17 protein-coding genes are annotated in these 13793 nt (G+C 61.9%); 10 read left to right on the top strand and 7 right to left on the bottom strand.

Going from position 1 to position 13793, the window contains the following annotated elements:
• Positions 1 to 181: 181 nt before the first annotated feature.
• Positions 182 to 529 carry a RidA family protein gene (locus OSH12_RS12640; RefSeq protein ID WP_266343926.1) on the top strand — a complete coding sequence of 116 codons (348 nt, stop codon included), beginning with the start codon at positions 182 to 184 and terminating at the stop codon, positions 527 to 529.
• A gap of 36 nt (positions 530 to 565) precedes the next feature.
• Here OSH12_RS12640 and OSH12_RS12635 read toward each other — a convergent pair whose 3' ends face one another.
• The 3 genes from OSH12_RS12635 to OSH12_RS12625 are packed head-to-tail and all read right to left on the bottom strand — an operon-like array spanning position 566 to position 5486.
• Positions 566 to 1702, bottom strand: a complete 1137-nt coding sequence (locus OSH12_RS12635; protein WP_266343925.1) for an ABC transporter permease — start codon at positions 1700 to 1702, stop codon at positions 566 to 568.
• Positions 1703 to 1704: 2 nt separating this feature from the next.
• Complete coding sequence (rbbA, locus tag OSH12_RS12630; protein ID WP_266343924.1) at positions 1705 to 4440, bottom strand: ribosome-associated ATPase/putative transporter RbbA; 2736 nt, start codon at positions 4438 to 4440, stop codon at positions 1705 to 1707.
• Positions 4437 to 5486: an HlyD family secretion protein gene (locus OSH12_RS12625; RefSeq protein WP_266343923.1), complete on the bottom strand. Its 1050-nt coding sequence runs from the start codon at positions 5484 to 5486 to the stop codon at positions 4437 to 4439. The genes rbbA and OSH12_RS12625 overlap by 4 nt, the downstream gene beginning before the upstream one ends.
• Before the next feature lie 219 nt (positions 5487 to 5705).
• Between OSH12_RS12625 and OSH12_RS12620 the strand changes: the two genes are divergently transcribed.
• Positions 5706 to 6089, top strand: coding sequence for a hypothetical protein (locus tag OSH12_RS12620; RefSeq protein ID WP_266343922.1), 384 nt, complete (start codon positions 5706 to 5708; stop codon positions 6087 to 6089).
• Positions 6090 to 6159: 70 nt separating this feature from the next.
• Here OSH12_RS12620 and OSH12_RS12615 read toward each other — a convergent pair whose 3' ends face one another.
• The 4 genes from OSH12_RS12615 to OSH12_RS12600 all read right to left on the bottom strand — a co-directional run bounded on the left by OSH12_RS12615 (position 6160) and on the right by OSH12_RS12600 (position 7919).
• Positions 6160 to 6738: a DUF1294 domain-containing protein gene (locus OSH12_RS12615; protein ID WP_266343921.1), complete on the bottom strand. Its 579-nt coding sequence runs from the start codon at positions 6736 to 6738 to the stop codon at positions 6160 to 6162.
• Positions 6739 to 6832: 94 nt separating this feature from the next.
• Positions 6833 to 7213 carry a DUF6481 family protein gene (locus tag OSH12_RS12610; RefSeq protein WP_266343920.1) on the bottom strand — a complete coding sequence of 127 codons (381 nt, stop codon included), beginning with the start codon at positions 7211 to 7213 and terminating at the stop codon, positions 6833 to 6835.
• Positions 7214 to 7250: 37 nt separating this feature from the next.
• Positions 7251 to 7475 (bottom strand): hypothetical protein, encoded by a 225-nt coding sequence (locus tag OSH12_RS12605; protein WP_266343919.1) that lies wholly within the window; start codon positions 7473 to 7475, stop codon positions 7251 to 7253.
• 234 nt (positions 7476 to 7709) lie between these two features.
• Positions 7710 to 7919 carry a cold-shock protein gene (locus OSH12_RS12600; RefSeq protein WP_266343918.1) on the bottom strand — a complete coding sequence of 70 codons (210 nt, stop codon included), beginning with the start codon at positions 7917 to 7919 and terminating at the stop codon, positions 7710 to 7712.
• An 831-nt stretch (positions 7920 to 8750) separates the two neighbouring features.
• Between OSH12_RS12600 and OSH12_RS12595 the strand changes: the two genes are divergently transcribed.
• The 8 genes from OSH12_RS12595 to OSH12_RS12560 all read left to right on the top strand — a co-directional run.
• Positions 8751 to 9953 (top strand): tyrosine-type recombinase/integrase, encoded by a 1203-nt coding sequence (locus OSH12_RS12595; RefSeq protein ID WP_266343917.1) that lies wholly within the window; start codon positions 8751 to 8753, stop codon positions 9951 to 9953.
• Entirely contained in the window at positions 9950 to 11170 is a 1221-nt protein-coding gene (locus OSH12_RS12590; RefSeq protein ID WP_266343916.1) for a hypothetical protein, read from the top strand. Before OSH12_RS12595 ends, OSH12_RS12590 begins: the two co-directional genes overlap by 4 nt.
• Positions 11171 to 11337: 167 nt before the next feature.
• Positions 11338 to 11532, top strand: a complete 195-nt coding sequence (locus OSH12_RS12585; protein WP_266343915.1) for a helix-turn-helix transcriptional regulator — start codon at positions 11338 to 11340, stop codon at positions 11530 to 11532.
• Positions 11533 to 11898: 366 nt separating this feature from the next.
• Positions 11899 to 12192, top strand: a complete 294-nt coding sequence (locus OSH12_RS12580; RefSeq protein WP_266343914.1) for a winged helix domain-containing protein — start codon at positions 11899 to 11901, stop codon at positions 12190 to 12192.
• Positions 12189 to 12437: a hypothetical protein gene (locus tag OSH12_RS12575; RefSeq protein WP_266343913.1), complete on the top strand. Its 249-nt coding sequence runs from the start codon at positions 12189 to 12191 to the stop codon at positions 12435 to 12437. Before OSH12_RS12580 ends, OSH12_RS12575 begins: the two co-directional genes overlap by 4 nt.
• Positions 12434 to 13045: a hypothetical protein gene (locus OSH12_RS12570; RefSeq protein WP_266343912.1), complete on the top strand. Its 612-nt coding sequence runs from the start codon at positions 12434 to 12436 to the stop codon at positions 13043 to 13045. Before OSH12_RS12575 ends, OSH12_RS12570 begins: the two co-directional genes overlap by 4 nt.
• Before the next feature lie 90 nt (positions 13046 to 13135).
• Positions 13136 to 13441: a DUF6074 family protein gene (locus OSH12_RS12565; protein ID WP_266343911.1), complete on the top strand. Its 306-nt coding sequence runs from the start codon at positions 13136 to 13138 to the stop codon at positions 13439 to 13441.
• Positions 13438 to 13793: DUF3102 domain-containing protein (locus OSH12_RS12560; RefSeq protein WP_266343910.1), on the top strand; the 356-nt coding region annotated here is incomplete at its 3' end. The genes OSH12_RS12565 and OSH12_RS12560, both read left to right, overlap by 4 nt.

Raw genomic sequence — 13793 nt, 5'->3', positions numbered from 1 at the left:
GTGACCTAACGGCATATGGAGGCATGATTTTTCAGACCTGCTGCGCGCGCGCATCATCGCCGGGGATCGCGGGCTGCCAGAGCCTCATGCTGTCCATGCCAGATGGCGCGCGAGGGCCGCAGCGATTAACAGGACAGTTCGCAGTGTCGCCAATCGGCAAGGCCAACCGAAGGAGAATGCCATGGAGATCACGAGACTGGAGCCGGCAGCGCGCTGGTGCGAGGCGGCGACGCATGACGGCGTCGTGCATGTCGCCGGACAGGTCGGACCGGCCGGGGCCGATATCCTGACGCAGACCCGCGGCGCGCTGGCGGAACTGGACCGCGTGCTGGCGCTCAGCGGCACGGACAAGTCGCACCTGCTTTCGGTGACGATCTGGCTCGGCGACATCGCGGACTTCGCCGCCATGAATAGTGTCTGGGACGCCTGGGTCGATCCGAACAACACCCCCGCCCGCGCCACGGGCGGCATTCCGCTCGCCGATCCCGATTACATCATCGAGATCACGGCCGTCGCCGCCCTGCCCTAGCGCCTGCCGCGACCGGCCACGGGCACGTGGCCGGCGCTACCCCTTCAGCACAGCGCTGCGGAAACGCATCAGCGACAGGGCGAAATAGACCGCCCCGAAGCCGACGAAGATCAGCAGATACTGCCAGACCAGCGGGAAACCACCGCCGCGGAACAGCACCGCCTGGGTGAACGACACGAAATGCGGCGTCGTCGTCAGCGTCTTCATCGCATATTGCAGCCAGACCGGCATGCTCTCCATCGGCGTCATGCCGCCCGAGAGCAGGTTCAGCACGATCAGCACCGGGATCGCCAGCAGACCGAACTGCGCCATCGACGTCGAGAATGTCGCGAGCAGGATGCCCATCGAGGCGATCGACAGCGTGTAGATGATGGTTCCGAGCAGGAAGAGCGGTATCGAGCCCTGGATCGGCACGCTGAGCAGCCAATGCACGACGACAAGCAGCGAAAGCGTGGCGGCGATGACGATCACCAGCGCGTTGGCCAGTACTTTGGCCAGCACGATCTGGCTGGCGACCACGGGCATGACCAGCAGATGCTCGACCGTGCCGCGCTCGCGCTCGCGGATCAGCGCCGCGCCGGACAGGATCAGCGTCAGCATGGTGATGTTGTTCATCACCTGCATCATCGCGCCGAACCAGACCGAGTTGAGGTTCGGATTGAAGGCGCTGCGCATCACGAGCTTCACGGGTGTGGCGGTCGTCAGGCCGCCGCCATAGCGGAATTCAGCAATCTCGTTGGCGATGATGTTCTGCAGCGCTACCGAGCCATTGCCGGCGAAGACAATCGCCGTGGCGTCGATCTCGAGCTGCAGTTCCGCATCGCGATTGGCGAGGATGTCGCGCTCGAAATTCGGCGGGAAGTCGAGGACGAAGACGAAGCGCCCCTTATCCAGCGCCGCGTCGACCTCCGATACGTTGAGCGCCACGGGCTCCTGGAACAGTGGCGGCTGGATCGCGCCGATGATCTGCCGAGACAATTTCGAATTGTCCTCGTCAACAACCGCGACGGCGAGGTTTTTCAGCTCGGTCGAGGCGCCGGTCGAGACCGTGTAGATCGCCAGGGTGAAGGCGTAGACGACCAGCACCAGCATGATCGGGTCGGCCTTGATGCTCCGAAGCTCCTTGATGAAGAGGTAGAAGAGGTTGGAGCACCAGCGAAGGATGTTGGACATGGTCAGGCGTCCTGTTTCTTCAGCAGGACAAGCGACAGCGCAAAGAAGATCAGGCAAAAGCCCGACAGCATGAGCACATTGGGCCAGAGGTCGGCCCAGCCCAGGCCCTTGGTGAAGGCGCCGACGCTTATCGGCTGGTACCAGGCCGGCGGGAAGGCGAGCCCGAGCGCACGGCCGGAACCGGTCAGCGAGGAGACCGGAATGACCAGGCCGGAGAAATTGACAGCCGGCACAATCGAGATGATCGCCGTCGCGACGACGGCGGCGACCTGCGACTTGGTGAAGCTCGACACCAGCTGCCCGAAACCGGTCGTGGCGATCAGGTAGATCAACGTCGCCACGGCGAAGAGGGAAAACGACCCCTTCAGCGGCAACCGGAACAGGAACAGCGCCAGCAGGAACAGCACGGCCGCGCTGACCAGGGAAACGCCGATATAGGGCAACTGCTTGCCGAGCAGGAATTCGCTCTTGCTGATCGGCGTCGAATAGAAATTGGCGATCGAGCCTGTCTCTTTCTCACGCACGATGCCGATCGCCGACATGATCGCCGGAATCAGCACCAGCATCAGCATGATGACGCTCGGCACCATGGCGTTGACGCTCTTGAAGGCCTGATTGTAGCGATAGCGGGGTTCGATCGACACCGTGGAAAGCGCCGTCGTGGCGTTCTCGCGCGCGAATTCGGAGGCATAGCCGACAGCCAGCCCCGTCACATAGCCCTTCGCCGTCTCGGCCCGGAACGGCATGCTGCCGTCGACCGTCACCGCGATTTCGGGCTGCTTGTCCGACACTAGATCGCGGCCAAAGCCCGAAGGGACCTCGATCGCGATGTTGACCTCGCCGCTCTTCATCCGGCTCTGCAGCTCGGCGCTGGAGCCGATGTCGGGTCGCTCGCTGAAATAGCGGGATGCGGAGAAGTTTTCCAGGAGCGCGCGGCTTTGCGGGGTCTTGTCCTGATCAAACGCGGCAAAGCTCAAATTCTCGACGTCGAACGAAATGCCATAGCCGAAGGTGATCATCAGGATCACCGGTCCGAGCAGGGCGAACCAGAGACGGATCCTGTCACGCAGCAGTTCCATCGTCTCGCGCCGCGCATAGGCCCAGAGACGGCCGGGGTCGAAGCGGCGCGGCCGGGCATGGCTCGCGAACTGCGGCGACGGTGTTGGCAGCGGGGTCTCGGCGGGCAGTTCTGGCGCGTCCTCGGGAATGCCGGACGCCTCCTTCAGATAGGAGACGAAGGCCTCCTCGAGCGAAGCCTTGCCGCGCTGTTCGGCCAGTTCCTGCGGCGTGCCGACAGCGAAGACCTTGCCGGCATGCATCAGCGAGATGCGGTCGCAGCGCGCCGCCTCGTTCATGAAGTGGGTTGAGATGAAGATCGTCACGCCGCGATCGCGGGCGAGCGATACCAGCGTCCGCCAGAACGAATCCCGCGCCACCGGATCAACGCCGGAGGTCGGCTCGTCGAGGATGAGGATCGAGGGGCGATGGATGACGGCGACGGCGAGTTGCAGCCGCTGCTTCATGCCGAGCGGCAGGCCGTCCGGCAGCACGTCCGCCACGTCGGCCAGGTCGTAGCTGGTCAGCATCTCCTCGATGCGGGCATCGATCTCATCCTTCCGGATGTGGAAGAGATGCGCATGCAGATCGAGGTTCTGGCGAACCGTCAGCTCGGTATAGAGCGAGAAGGCCTGCGACATGTAGCCGACGTGCTGGCGGATCTCCATCTCGTTGCCGGAAAGCGATTGGCCGAACAGCTTGGTCCAGCCCTCGGTCGGCGTGATCAGTCCGGTCAGCATCTTCATCGTCGTCGACTTGCCGCAGCCGTTCGAGCCGAGGAAGCCGAAGATCTCGCCCTTGGAGATGCGGAAAGAAACATTGTCGACGGCGGTGAAATCGCCGAACCGACAGGTGAGGCCTTCCGCCTCGATGGCCGGCGTTTCGTCCGGCGCGACGACGCGCGGCGGCACCACGACGCTCTCATAGCCGCGACGCTTTTCCTCCGGCAGCAGGGCGATGAAGGCCTCTTCCAGCGTGTCCTTGCCGGCCTTGGCGCGGACTTCGCTCGGCGAGCCCTCGGCAATCACCTTGCCGTCATCCATCGCCGCCAGCCAATCGAAGCGCTCGGCCTCCTCCATATAAGCGGTGGCGACGATGACGCTCATCTGCGGCCGGCGGGCGCGGATCGAGTCGATCAGGTCCCAGAATTGCTGGCGCGACAGCGGATCGACGCCGGTCGTCGGCTCGTCGAGAATGAGAAAATCGGGATCATGGATCAGCGCGCAGCAAAGGCTGAGCTTCTGCTTCATGCCGCCGGAAAGCTTGCCGGCTGGACGATCCGGGAACGGGTCGAGCCCGGTAGCCTTGAGCAGATCGTCGATCCGCGCCTTGCGCTCGGCAGCCCCCTGGCCGAACAGGCGGCCGAAGAAGTCGAGGTTTTCGAAGACGGTCAGGGTTGGATAGAGATTTCGGCCAAGCCCCTGCGGCATGTAGGCGATGCGCGGCGACACCGCGTCGCGAACCCGCCTTTCGGCCATGTTGCCGCCCAGCGCCTCGACCGAGCCCGCCTGCAGCTTGCGAACGCCCGCCATCAAGCCGAGAACCGTCGACTTGCCGACGCCGTCGGGCCCGATCAGCCCGGCCATGCAGCCGGAGGGGATGGCGAGGGTTAGATCATCGACGGCCAGCCGCTTGCCATAGCGATGGCTGACACCCTGCAACCGGGCGACTGCCTCGTTCATTGCGGGACATTGACCTTGAGGCTATCCGGCCATTCGGCATCGGCCGAGGTGCGCACGAACCCTGCCCCGCGCACGCCAACCTTGACCTGCTTTTCGAACCGCTTCACCAGATCGCGCGGGATCTGGATCTTGACGCGGAACATCAGCTTGTCGCGCTCTTCCTTGGTCTCGACGGTCTTCGGCGTGAATTGCGCCTCGCCGGAAACAAAGGTGACCGTCGCGGGGATCACGTAGTTGGGGATCGGATCGAGAATGATCCGCGCTTCATCGCCGATGGCGATGCCGGCGACATCCTTCGCCGGCAGATAGATCGACATCGAGATATCGCTGAGATCGAGCAGCGTCAGCACCCGCGTGCCGGCGCCGACGACCTCGCCATTGCGCGCGAGCTCGTACTGGACGCGCCCCCGTCGCGGCGCGACCAGCACCATATCCTCAAGGATCGCGTTGAGACGCGAGACATCGGCCTCCGCCGCCTTGATCGCCGCCTCGGCCTGCGCCCGCGCGGCCAGCGTCGCCTGATAGGCGGCCGTCGCGACGTTCAACTTGTTCAGCGCCTCGTCGCGCATCTGCCCGGTCGCATGACCCTTCTTGAACAACGCGTCGATGCGATCGAAGCTCGATTGCGCCAGGGCGCGGTCGCTGTCGCGCTGCGAAATCTGCGCATCAACCTCGCTCAGCGCGCTTTCGGCTCGCAGGACCTGCGCCTGGGCGCCCAGCAATTGAGCCCGGTACTCGCGATCGTCGAGGCGGGCGAGGACCTGTCCGGCCTCGACCGTATCGCCCTCATGCGCGTCGACGGCGACAAGGCGACCCGGATATTTGCTGGCGACTTCAATCTCCTGGCCCTCGATCCGGCCGTTTGACTGGGCGATGCCTTTGGGAAGCGGGTTGCCACGAAGACGGTCGATCAGGCTCTTGAGCGTGCTCTGTGCCTCAACCTGGGGAACCAGCCAGGAGCCCGAACCCAGCGTTGCCGCGAGTTGATCCGTGGCCAGCACCGCCGCGAAGGCGACAAACGCCGCTTTGGGCCAAGAGTGACGCATCGATCCGTACCTCGCATTTCAACACAACGCTGCAAGGACAGTATCCGACACAGATCGGATTTGAGGAAGCAGAAGTCTGGATCCACAACCGCAGGAATTGTCACACCCCTAAAGACCACTACACCCCGACGTTGAAAGCGATCAAAATTACGTTACGTCAACAAGCCTCGACTCACGGCCAAAACAGAGCGATGCTGCGCGAAACGGGAGGTTCATGACATGCGCATTGCAATCGTGGCGTTGCTTGGAATACTCGCGGGCTGCTCAACCACGCAGACATCTATGGCCCCTTCCGGCGCGGCCGGCCCAGCCCCAGGGCCAAGCGCGGGACTCAATCGAGCCTACAACGCGTGCCAGGCGGCCTATGAGAGAAGCGCAAATCCGACTCGCACCAGCCGGGCGCAATGCCTGAACAATGCTGAAAACCGGTTCGCACGCGATTTCCCCGATCCAGAAATGCTGCGCCAACAGCAGGGATTGCGCCTGGCACTCGCCCAGCGGGTCGATAGCGGCCAGATCACGCAGGCAGCGGCCGATGCAACCTATGCCAAGGAAATGACCCGCCTGCAGGCAGCTTCCAATAGACGGCTAGCTGCCGGCTGAGCCGCACCGCCGACCTCCTCGACCTCTTGCGAACGCAGGCCGCCCGCGCGACTCCGCTGGCGGTCTGAAGTTATCCAGGCAGGAAGAGAAGGCAGGCTCCGACCAGAACGACGGCCTGTAGCCCGATGATCATCCGAAGTCGGGTGCGGAAGGGCTGCTTGCGCGTCTTGTGGCGGAGATAGCGCTGGCCGGCGAGCGCGCCGAACGATCCCCCGAAGCCGGCGAGGCCCAGCAAGGTTCGCTCGGGCACGCGTTGCATGCCGCGTTGGGCACAGCGCTTGTCCCAGGCGAAAGCCAGGAAGCAGGCGACGTTGAGGATGACGAAATAGCCTGCGGCCAATGCCACCAGGTACTCGCCCGGCATCAAGCGCGGCGCGAACAAGGAGAGGCCAAAACAGGCACGCTCCAGCATGTCATCGGCATTGGCGTTTCCGCAGGTTTGACGGTCGCAGGCGGGGCGGCGTCCCCTCCCCGACACGAAACAAGCAGGATCGGGAGACGCGCAACCTGGCGCGCTTTCGAGCGAAATGCATCGCGGCTTGCGCGAAGACAGCGCGACGAAACAAGGCGTTGGCGTATCGCGCCGTTTCCATGAAACGGTGACGCACCCCAATGGCGCCCGCTGGATCGGGATCGCATCGATCTCCATGGGGGATCCCCCACGGAGCTTTTTTCATGCAGACGCGCGGCGCTGCCAACCCTCAGGCTCTGCCAGCCATGGCCGGCAATGCCTCTGGGCTTTGTCAGGCCTTGCGGGCCTTGCGCTCGGCGTAGCGCCGGTCGCGTTCGGCCTTGCGTGCGGCTTCGTCTTCGATCACGCGGGAGACGCGGCTCTTCTGCGCTGCCTCACGGGCTTCGGCTTCGGCGCGAGCCGCAGCCTCGAGGGCGGCTTCGCGCTCGGCAGCTTCGGCAAGGAGACGTGCCTGCTCTTCGGCCTTCAGACGCTCACGCTCGGCACGACGTTCCTCGCGGGCCTCGACGATCGCCTGTCGTTCTGCCTGCCGCGCGGCCAGCATCGGGGCAGCAGCTTCCTGCGCGGCCCGATAGGCCTGCAGCTGGGCTGCCTTGGAGTCGGCCGCAGTGCTGCGACGACCGGTGAACTCGTTATCCTTGAAGCTTCTCAAATGTCTGTTCCAGCTTAGGTTTCATCCTGACGAACGGTCAGGACTTCTTATTCTTTTTTGCAACGGAACTGGCAGACGCTGCCAGTTGATCCTGCAATTCCTTCGCCAGTCGGGCTTCCCGCAGCCGAAGGGTCTTTTCTTCGCGGGCCCCCACCATCGAGTCGATCTCGGCGAACACACGTTCGCGCGCATCGAACTGCGACTTGGCTTTGCCAAAGGCAATATCTGCCGTCTGGCGAGATTTGCTATGCGATTCGGTCATGGTGGTTCCGGGCTGCGCGGCTCGTCCAGACCGGTTCCTCGTTTCATGGAAACGCTGAACGGCTCTGGCTCTTTGTTGAATCGCGTTTTCTTCACGCGAACCGGTACCCGCTTCGCTTGAAAACGCTCCAGGCGAGCGGCAATAAAAAAGGCCAGGCAAATTGCCTGACCTTCATTGGTCTCATGCTCTCAACAGTGCCAGTACATCCGTGGTCAAAGGAAAGCAGATACCAAATTAGACTGCGCGCAGGTTGCAAGCAGACATCTTGCCCGACTTGTTGTCGCGCTCGAGTTCGTACTCGACCTTCTGGCCTTCGACGATTTCGCGCATGCCAGCGCGCTCGACAGCCGAGATGTGAACGAAGGCGTCGTCGCCGCCGTTGTCAGGCTGAATGAAGCCGAAGCCCTTGGTGGAATTGAACCATTTTACTGTGCCGGTGGTCATGATGAACCCCTTCTTACGTATTGAGCGACCGCAGCACGAAGATGCCACGGAGAATGACTGTGATTTTTGAAAGGGAGGTTCGTTCAGGCGCGGAGCTAATCGCGCGGCAATCAAAGCTCGTCAAGCAAATATCGCCTTCTTCACTAAAGGTACCCTCGCCCAGTGTCAAGCTTTGATTGCTCGGCACCCGCTTGGGAAGGATTGCCCGCATCCGGCAATGCGATGAATTTCCCAACGAGCCCCTGCTCGATGCCCACTGTCCGAGGACAGGACAACGTCCGTCAGGGCGAGGCCACATTTCCCGCCATGGAGCTGTCGTCGGATCTCCCGTTGGGCTGATCGATGCCCTATCGCAGGAACGCGGCCTGTTGAGCGACAGTCGACGTTGCGATGTCCAAGGCTGGCTCCGCACCCTGCGGCAAGGCGGACATTCGAATGACAGCTGAAGCGACGAAAGAGCACCCCCTATAACGGGGCGACTATATTGTTAATTCCTCTTAGGAAGACTGAAACAAGTACAGCGCCGGGCGTGACGAAACTTCCCTCAAGGCTCTACGGACAGATAAAGCCAACAATCCTCAGTGCAACATGAACGTGACATGCCGCTTGTCCCCCGAGGGGATGCAGCACCACTTAAGTCTTTGAAATAATAAGGAAAAAGGGTGGTGCCCAGACGCGGCAACGTATTGTAATATATCGGCAATTCACCGCCTATCAGGCTAAATCAATCCCAGCGGCTCCGCTCGATGTTCTTGCTTCGTTCGGAATCATTGCCTATCACTGAATATCGCCGCAGCGCAGAGCGTTGGGTGGATCGGGGGGTGGTCAGAAATGGCTCGCGGATTGAACAAGCTGACGGCTATTTCTGTTCGGACTGCCGCTCCGGGCAAATATTCGGATGGCGGGGGCTTGTGGCTCTTCAAGCGCCCAGACGGTGGCGGGCAATGGTTTCTCCGCTTCACGATCCACGGTCGTCGGCGGGAGATGGGGCTGGGCTCCGTTAGCGATGTCTCGCTCAAGGCCGCCCGCCATGCCGCTGACGCCGCGCGGACGGTGGCCAGGGCGAACAAAGACCCCATTAAAGAGCGCGACCGGCAGTCCCGCGAAGCCGCTAGTAGCATTCATCTTTTAAAGGACATCGCCCTAGATGCCTTCGAAAGCCGCAAGGCGGAGTTGAAAGGCGACGGCAAGGCAGGCCGATGGTTCACACCGCTTGAGCTTCACGTGCTGCCAAAGCTCGGGAATATCCCTGTCGCGGAAATCGACCAGAAGGACATCCGCGACACCCTGGCGCCCATTTGGCACACCAAGGCGGACACGGCACGGAAGGCAATGAACCGCCTGGGGCTCTGCCTGAAGCATGCCGCGGCGCTGGGTCTGACGGTAGATCTGCAAGCCACAGACAAGGCCCGCGCCCTTCTCGGAAGGACGCGCCACAAGTCGCAGAACATTCCCGCGCTGCCCTGGATCGACGTGCCAGCCTTCTATGCCAGCCTCGACGCCGGCAGCGTGACGCACCTTGCTTTGCGCCTGCTCATCCTCACCGGCATTCGATCCGGGCCGCTGCGGTTCCTTCGACAAGAGCAACTGGACGGCGATATTTGGACAATCCCCGGCGAGGCCATGAAGGGGCGTAAGGATGCTACGCCGGATTTCCGCATCCCGCTTTCCGGGGAAGCTCTGGCGGTGATCGAGCAAGCGCAGCGCCACGCGCGCGGCGGCTACCTGTTCCCGAGCGCTCGGAAAGGCGTGATTTCAGACGCCACCATGGCGCGCCACATGGAGCGCGAGGGGATGGAGGCTCGTCCCCACGGCTTTCGTTCCAGCTTGCGCGACTGGCTCGCCGAGACGACCGACGCGCCGCACGATGTGGCCGAGACGATGCTTGGGCACACAGTCGGCGGCACCGTCGAACGAGCGTATCGGCGGACCGATTTCTTGGAGCAGCGGCGCATCCTTTTAGAGCGCTGGGCTAATCACGTCACGGGCAACAGCGGCCAAGTCGTCGCTCTTTTGAGGGGCCAATCGTCATGATCGACACACCGACATATTTCCAACCGCTTGAGGTCCCCCGCTACTGCTACATCTGGGAAGCCATCCTATGGGCAGGCTTCGGGCGGTTCCCAGAAGGCAGCTACCTCATAACCGACGAATACCCCGATGACGCGGACGACGGCTGGAAAACTGGGACCCTATCTTTCAATTGGAAGGATCCCGTTTTCGCACAGGAGTATCGATTCCACGGCTTTTGGGGCTTCGAGGCCGTAGCGGCTGGCCTCCAGGAAGATTCCACGGACTGGGAGCGATATGACGAGATTCTAAGCAACCACGGGTATATTCGCCCTCGCCTGCTGACCAATGAAATCACTCGACTGCGGAGCGAAAAGGGGGTGGATGACAGTGGATCGGTCTACCCGCTCACTATCTCGGCAACGGCGAGGTTCGACCCGGCGGATGCCCGCAGCCGGGACCATTATCTAAATAGCTTGGAGAAGCGCCTTGAACTGACGCCGTTTATCGACAGCGTGCACGGGCTCTTCCAGCACCATATCGACCGTGCTTGGGTTAAGCTCTTTCAGGCGTTAGCCGAGGGGGCAATTCAGGCGTTTGGCTGGCGCGAACTATCCCAAACCGAGATGCGGCAGCTGGCGGAGCGCCAGCAGGGTGAATGGCAACAGGAAGTCGTAAACCCTTGGCGCGCCGCAATGCCCAAGGCGGACTTGGTTGGCCCGCTAGTCCCTATGGCCGTCCTTGAAGCTGTACCTGCAAGCGATTGGTCTTTGAGCGGCATAGCCCCCGACGCCCATTACCAAGCAGCGAATGGCCGTTTTTGGTGGGATGTCGTCTTTCCCGCGGATGTTTTGCTCCGCCTCTTTCCACAGCCGGTCGCAGTCATGGATTCAAGCAGGATGCATATTGAGCACCTGAACCCACTGGTCGCAATTAGCACTCCTGACCATGGCGCCAATGGCGCGGCCTGGCCTCTGGCCGCCGTTCGCCCCGGACCAGGCAAGAAGAAGAAAGCTGATGGCGAAATAGAACGCATGTGCCAACGCCTTTATGGCGACCGTCTTCTGGCCGGGGAGAAGGAAGCAGCCTTGGTCAGCGAGGCTTCAGCCCTCGCGTTTGCGGTATGGGGGCAGACGGTGTCACGCTCGACGTTCCAAGACTACATGAAGCCCTTCAAATCCGCCAAGGCGACGGATGCTGACGGCGTGCCGGATATTGTGCCGGGAATAGCCGCTGAATAGTGCCGGATATAGGTGCCGGAAATTGGCGCTAAGTGTGCCGGAAATTGGCCGCTTAGGTAGATCCATTTCCGGCCCGAAACTGCCTATATCCGGCCCGCTTTCTTTTGCTTTGGCCTGAAAACCCGGACATTTAATTGCCTCGTATCAAACGAACACGAGGCGAAACAATGCAACTCACCGACCCTCTTCTGACCGTTCGCGAAGGCGCTGCGGTCCTCCAGATGAGCGTTCCGACCTTCTGGCGCCGTGTCGCTGACGGCACCGTGCCGAAGCCGGTCAAAATCGGTTCGCTGTCCCGGTGGCCGCGCTCTGAAATCGTCGGCGTGATTGAGGCCGCCAAGGCCCGCCGGTACGCCGCCTAAAAAAAGCCCCGCCATTTCTGGACGGGGCCGTAGGCTATCAGTTTCGCTTGTTCAGCATAGCCTCGACCGTCCTCTGGCGCAAAGCCGCAGAGGTTCAGTCATGACAATAGTCGTCCGAATATACACACCGCCCAAGCGAGGGCCGGCGCCATTCCCGAGCCCTGAAACGCGAAAAGCCGCGGCTGGTTGCACAGCGCACGGCCCTTCGAAAGTCGATCATCTTGCGGAGCTGATCGGCACCGAAGCTATCCCTTCGTCTCCCCTCCATCAAGCCAGCCGTCGCTTGCAGAAGCGTTTCGGGCTGTCGGAATCAATCGCGACGGTCACGGCCATCAGCGCCGGCCTCGCCATGTGTGAGGTGCTGTCATGAGCAATGTCACCAAACTTGAGATCCGCGTCGGCGGCCAAGACGGCCGCATCCTGACCCTGAAAGGTCGCGTTGCATGGATGGTCGACCGGCTGATTAAGGCCGGGCCACGCGGCACAACCAGCATTGAGAGCCCGGCGCCAAGGGTGAGCCATTACGTCTTTAAGGCCAGGCAAGCCGGCCTCGACATCGTGACGGTTGACGAGGCGCACGCTGGGGCCTTTAGCGGCCTCCATGGCCGCTACATTCTAAGGTCGGCTGTCGAAGTCCTGAGCATGGAGGAGGCGGCATGAGCAACGTCGTCGCCTTCCCCCAGGCCGAGCCCGCGCCGCGACACATCCTTATTGAGGCCGGCACCATCGCCGGCCCCTCCACCGATCCGAGCCTGGGCAATACTCACTACTTCGTCAGTATGGTTACGGCCGCCGATCAGACCCGCCTCTGGGAGGGCCGGTCGCATGACGATGCGGTGCGCATTGCCGGCCTCTGGACCAACTGGACGGTCATGGACTCGACCGAGATCCGGGCGCGCGCATGAGCACGGCCATCTTCAGCGCCCGCGATAGAAGCCGCACTTCCGGCGGCAAGACGTTCAACATGGTGCGGAAGCACACCAGCCCGCCGCGCAAGAGTGACGGTTTCGACAAGGGTGCAGATAGCAGCCGAAATTGGGCCTGGCTGACCATCGAGATAATGGAATCGGTTGCGTTCCGCTCATTAAGCGGGAATGCGACCAAGGCGCTATTCCGCTTGGTGATAGAACACACGATGCATGCCGGGCTGAAGAACGGACGGCTGGTGGTAACCCACGGCCAATTTTCAGACTACGGCGTGACCGGGGAATACGTCGCCGATGCCATCGACGAGCTTGAGTACAAAGGCCTAATCAAGATTGATCGCGGACGCGCCGGTATCGGAACGCCTCACGCCAACGTCTTCACCATCACCTATCTCGGCGATTATGAGGGCGCCGCGCCAACTGGCGAGTGGCGGCGCTGTACCCCGTACCAGTGCAAGCAGTGGTCTGAGGTAGATCGAAAAAAGGCCGCCGCTGGGCGAGGCAAGGTCGGTCGCAAAAAGAAAACGCCGCTTCGGGATTCCGAAATTTTGCCGCTTCGGAACTCCGAAATATTGGAGGCATCCTGACCATGTGGACGCCGCAAAAGCCGCAGAAATCAAGGGTTCTAATATTTCGGGATTCCGAAATCCTATATAGATATTGGTGCGAGGCACGCCATGCGCGAAGCTAACGACCTTCCACTTTTTCGTTGGGCGCCACCAACTGCCCGCGTCATCGCATTCCCGACTGAGCGCCGCCTCGGCAAGATCCGCCGTGTGGTCGATGTACTGTCCGGTCGATCCGGCAAGGGCGCAGAGGTCTACTGGACCAAGACCATCACGGACATGACCCGACAGATGGCATCAGCCGGCGTGCCCGCCTCCGAAATCGACCGTGAGATCCAGTCGTTTACCGAATGCGTTCAGCGCGCCCTTGCCGGCCACCCCACTCTCGACATTCGACCAGATGGAGACGCAGCATGACCGACGCCTGCAACAACACCATCCTGCAGCCCGATAGTGGGGGGCACACCGTGGTGGCCTCTTTCGACTATGCGGATATCGCACCCGAAGACGCTGAACGCCTACAGGGTGCCGCAGCTCAGATCCGCTTGTGGCGGAAGTCCACTATCCAGCGAATGATCAGCACAGGCGTTTGTCTGCTGGCCGCCAAACAAGTATTGGGGCACGGCAGGTTCACCGCCTGGCTGGAGGCGGAGTTCGGGTGGACGGATCGCACGGCTCGAAACTACATGCTGGCCGCCGAGGCGTTCGAAACCAAAACGGAAATCATTTCCGATTTGCCTGCGACGGTCGTCTACCAGCTCGCATCACC

Source organism: Kaistia terrae, assembly GCF_026344005.1.
Classification (GTDB): domain Bacteria; phylum Pseudomonadota; class Alphaproteobacteria; order Rhizobiales; family Kaistiaceae; genus Kaistia; species Kaistia terrae.
The sequence above is the reverse complement of the archived record's forward strand: the minus strand, read 5'-3'. Positions and strand labels throughout refer to the sequence as shown.

Bases quoted from the DNA above. Each gene is read 5' to 3' on its own strand.
- OSH12_RS12640 (WP_266343926.1), top strand. From the start codon at position 182: ATGGAGATCACGAGACTGGAGCCGGCAGCGCGCTGGTGCGAGGCGGCG.
- OSH12_RS12635 (WP_266343925.1), bottom strand. From the start codon at position 1,702: ATGTCCAACATCCTTCGCTGGTGCTCCAACCTCTTCTACCTCTTCATC.
- rbbA (WP_266343924.1), bottom strand. From the start codon at position 4,440: ATGAACGAGGCAGTCGCCCGGTTGCAGGGTGTCAGCCATCGCTATGGC.
- OSH12_RS12625 (WP_266343923.1), bottom strand. From the start codon at position 5,486: ATGCGTCACTCTTGGCCCAAAGCGGCGTTTGTCGCCTTCGCGGCGGTG.
- OSH12_RS12620 (WP_266343922.1), top strand. From the start codon at position 5,706: ATGCGCATTGCAATCGTGGCGTTGCTTGGAATACTCGCGGGCTGCTCA.
- OSH12_RS12615 (WP_266343921.1), bottom strand. From the start codon at position 6,738: ATGGAGATCGATGCGATCCCGATCCAGCGGGCGCCATTGGGGTGCGTC.
- OSH12_RS12605 (WP_266343919.1), bottom strand. From the start codon at position 7,475: ATGACCGAATCGCATAGCAAATCTCGCCAGACGGCAGATATTGCCTTT.
- OSH12_RS12600 (WP_266343918.1), bottom strand. From the start codon at position 7,919: ATGACCACCGGCACAGTAAAATGGTTCAATTCCACCAAGGGCTTCGGC.
- OSH12_RS12595 (WP_266343917.1), top strand. From the start codon at position 8,751: ATGGCTCGCGGATTGAACAAGCTGACGGCTATTTCTGTTCGGACTGCC.
- OSH12_RS12590 (WP_266343916.1), top strand. From the start codon at position 9,950: ATGATCGACACACCGACATATTTCCAACCGCTTGAGGTCCCCCGCTAC.
- OSH12_RS12585 (WP_266343915.1), top strand. From the start codon at position 11,338: ATGCAACTCACCGACCCTCTTCTGACCGTTCGCGAAGGCGCTGCGGTC.
- OSH12_RS12580 (WP_266343914.1), top strand. From the start codon at position 11,899: ATGAGCAATGTCACCAAACTTGAGATCCGCGTCGGCGGCCAAGACGGC.
- OSH12_RS12575 (WP_266343913.1), top strand. From the start codon at position 12,189: ATGAGCAACGTCGTCGCCTTCCCCCAGGCCGAGCCCGCGCCGCGACAC.
- OSH12_RS12570 (WP_266343912.1), top strand. From the start codon at position 12,434: ATGAGCACGGCCATCTTCAGCGCCCGCGATAGAAGCCGCACTTCCGGC.
- OSH12_RS12565 (WP_266343911.1), top strand. From the start codon at position 13,136: ATGCGCGAAGCTAACGACCTTCCACTTTTTCGTTGGGCGCCACCAACT.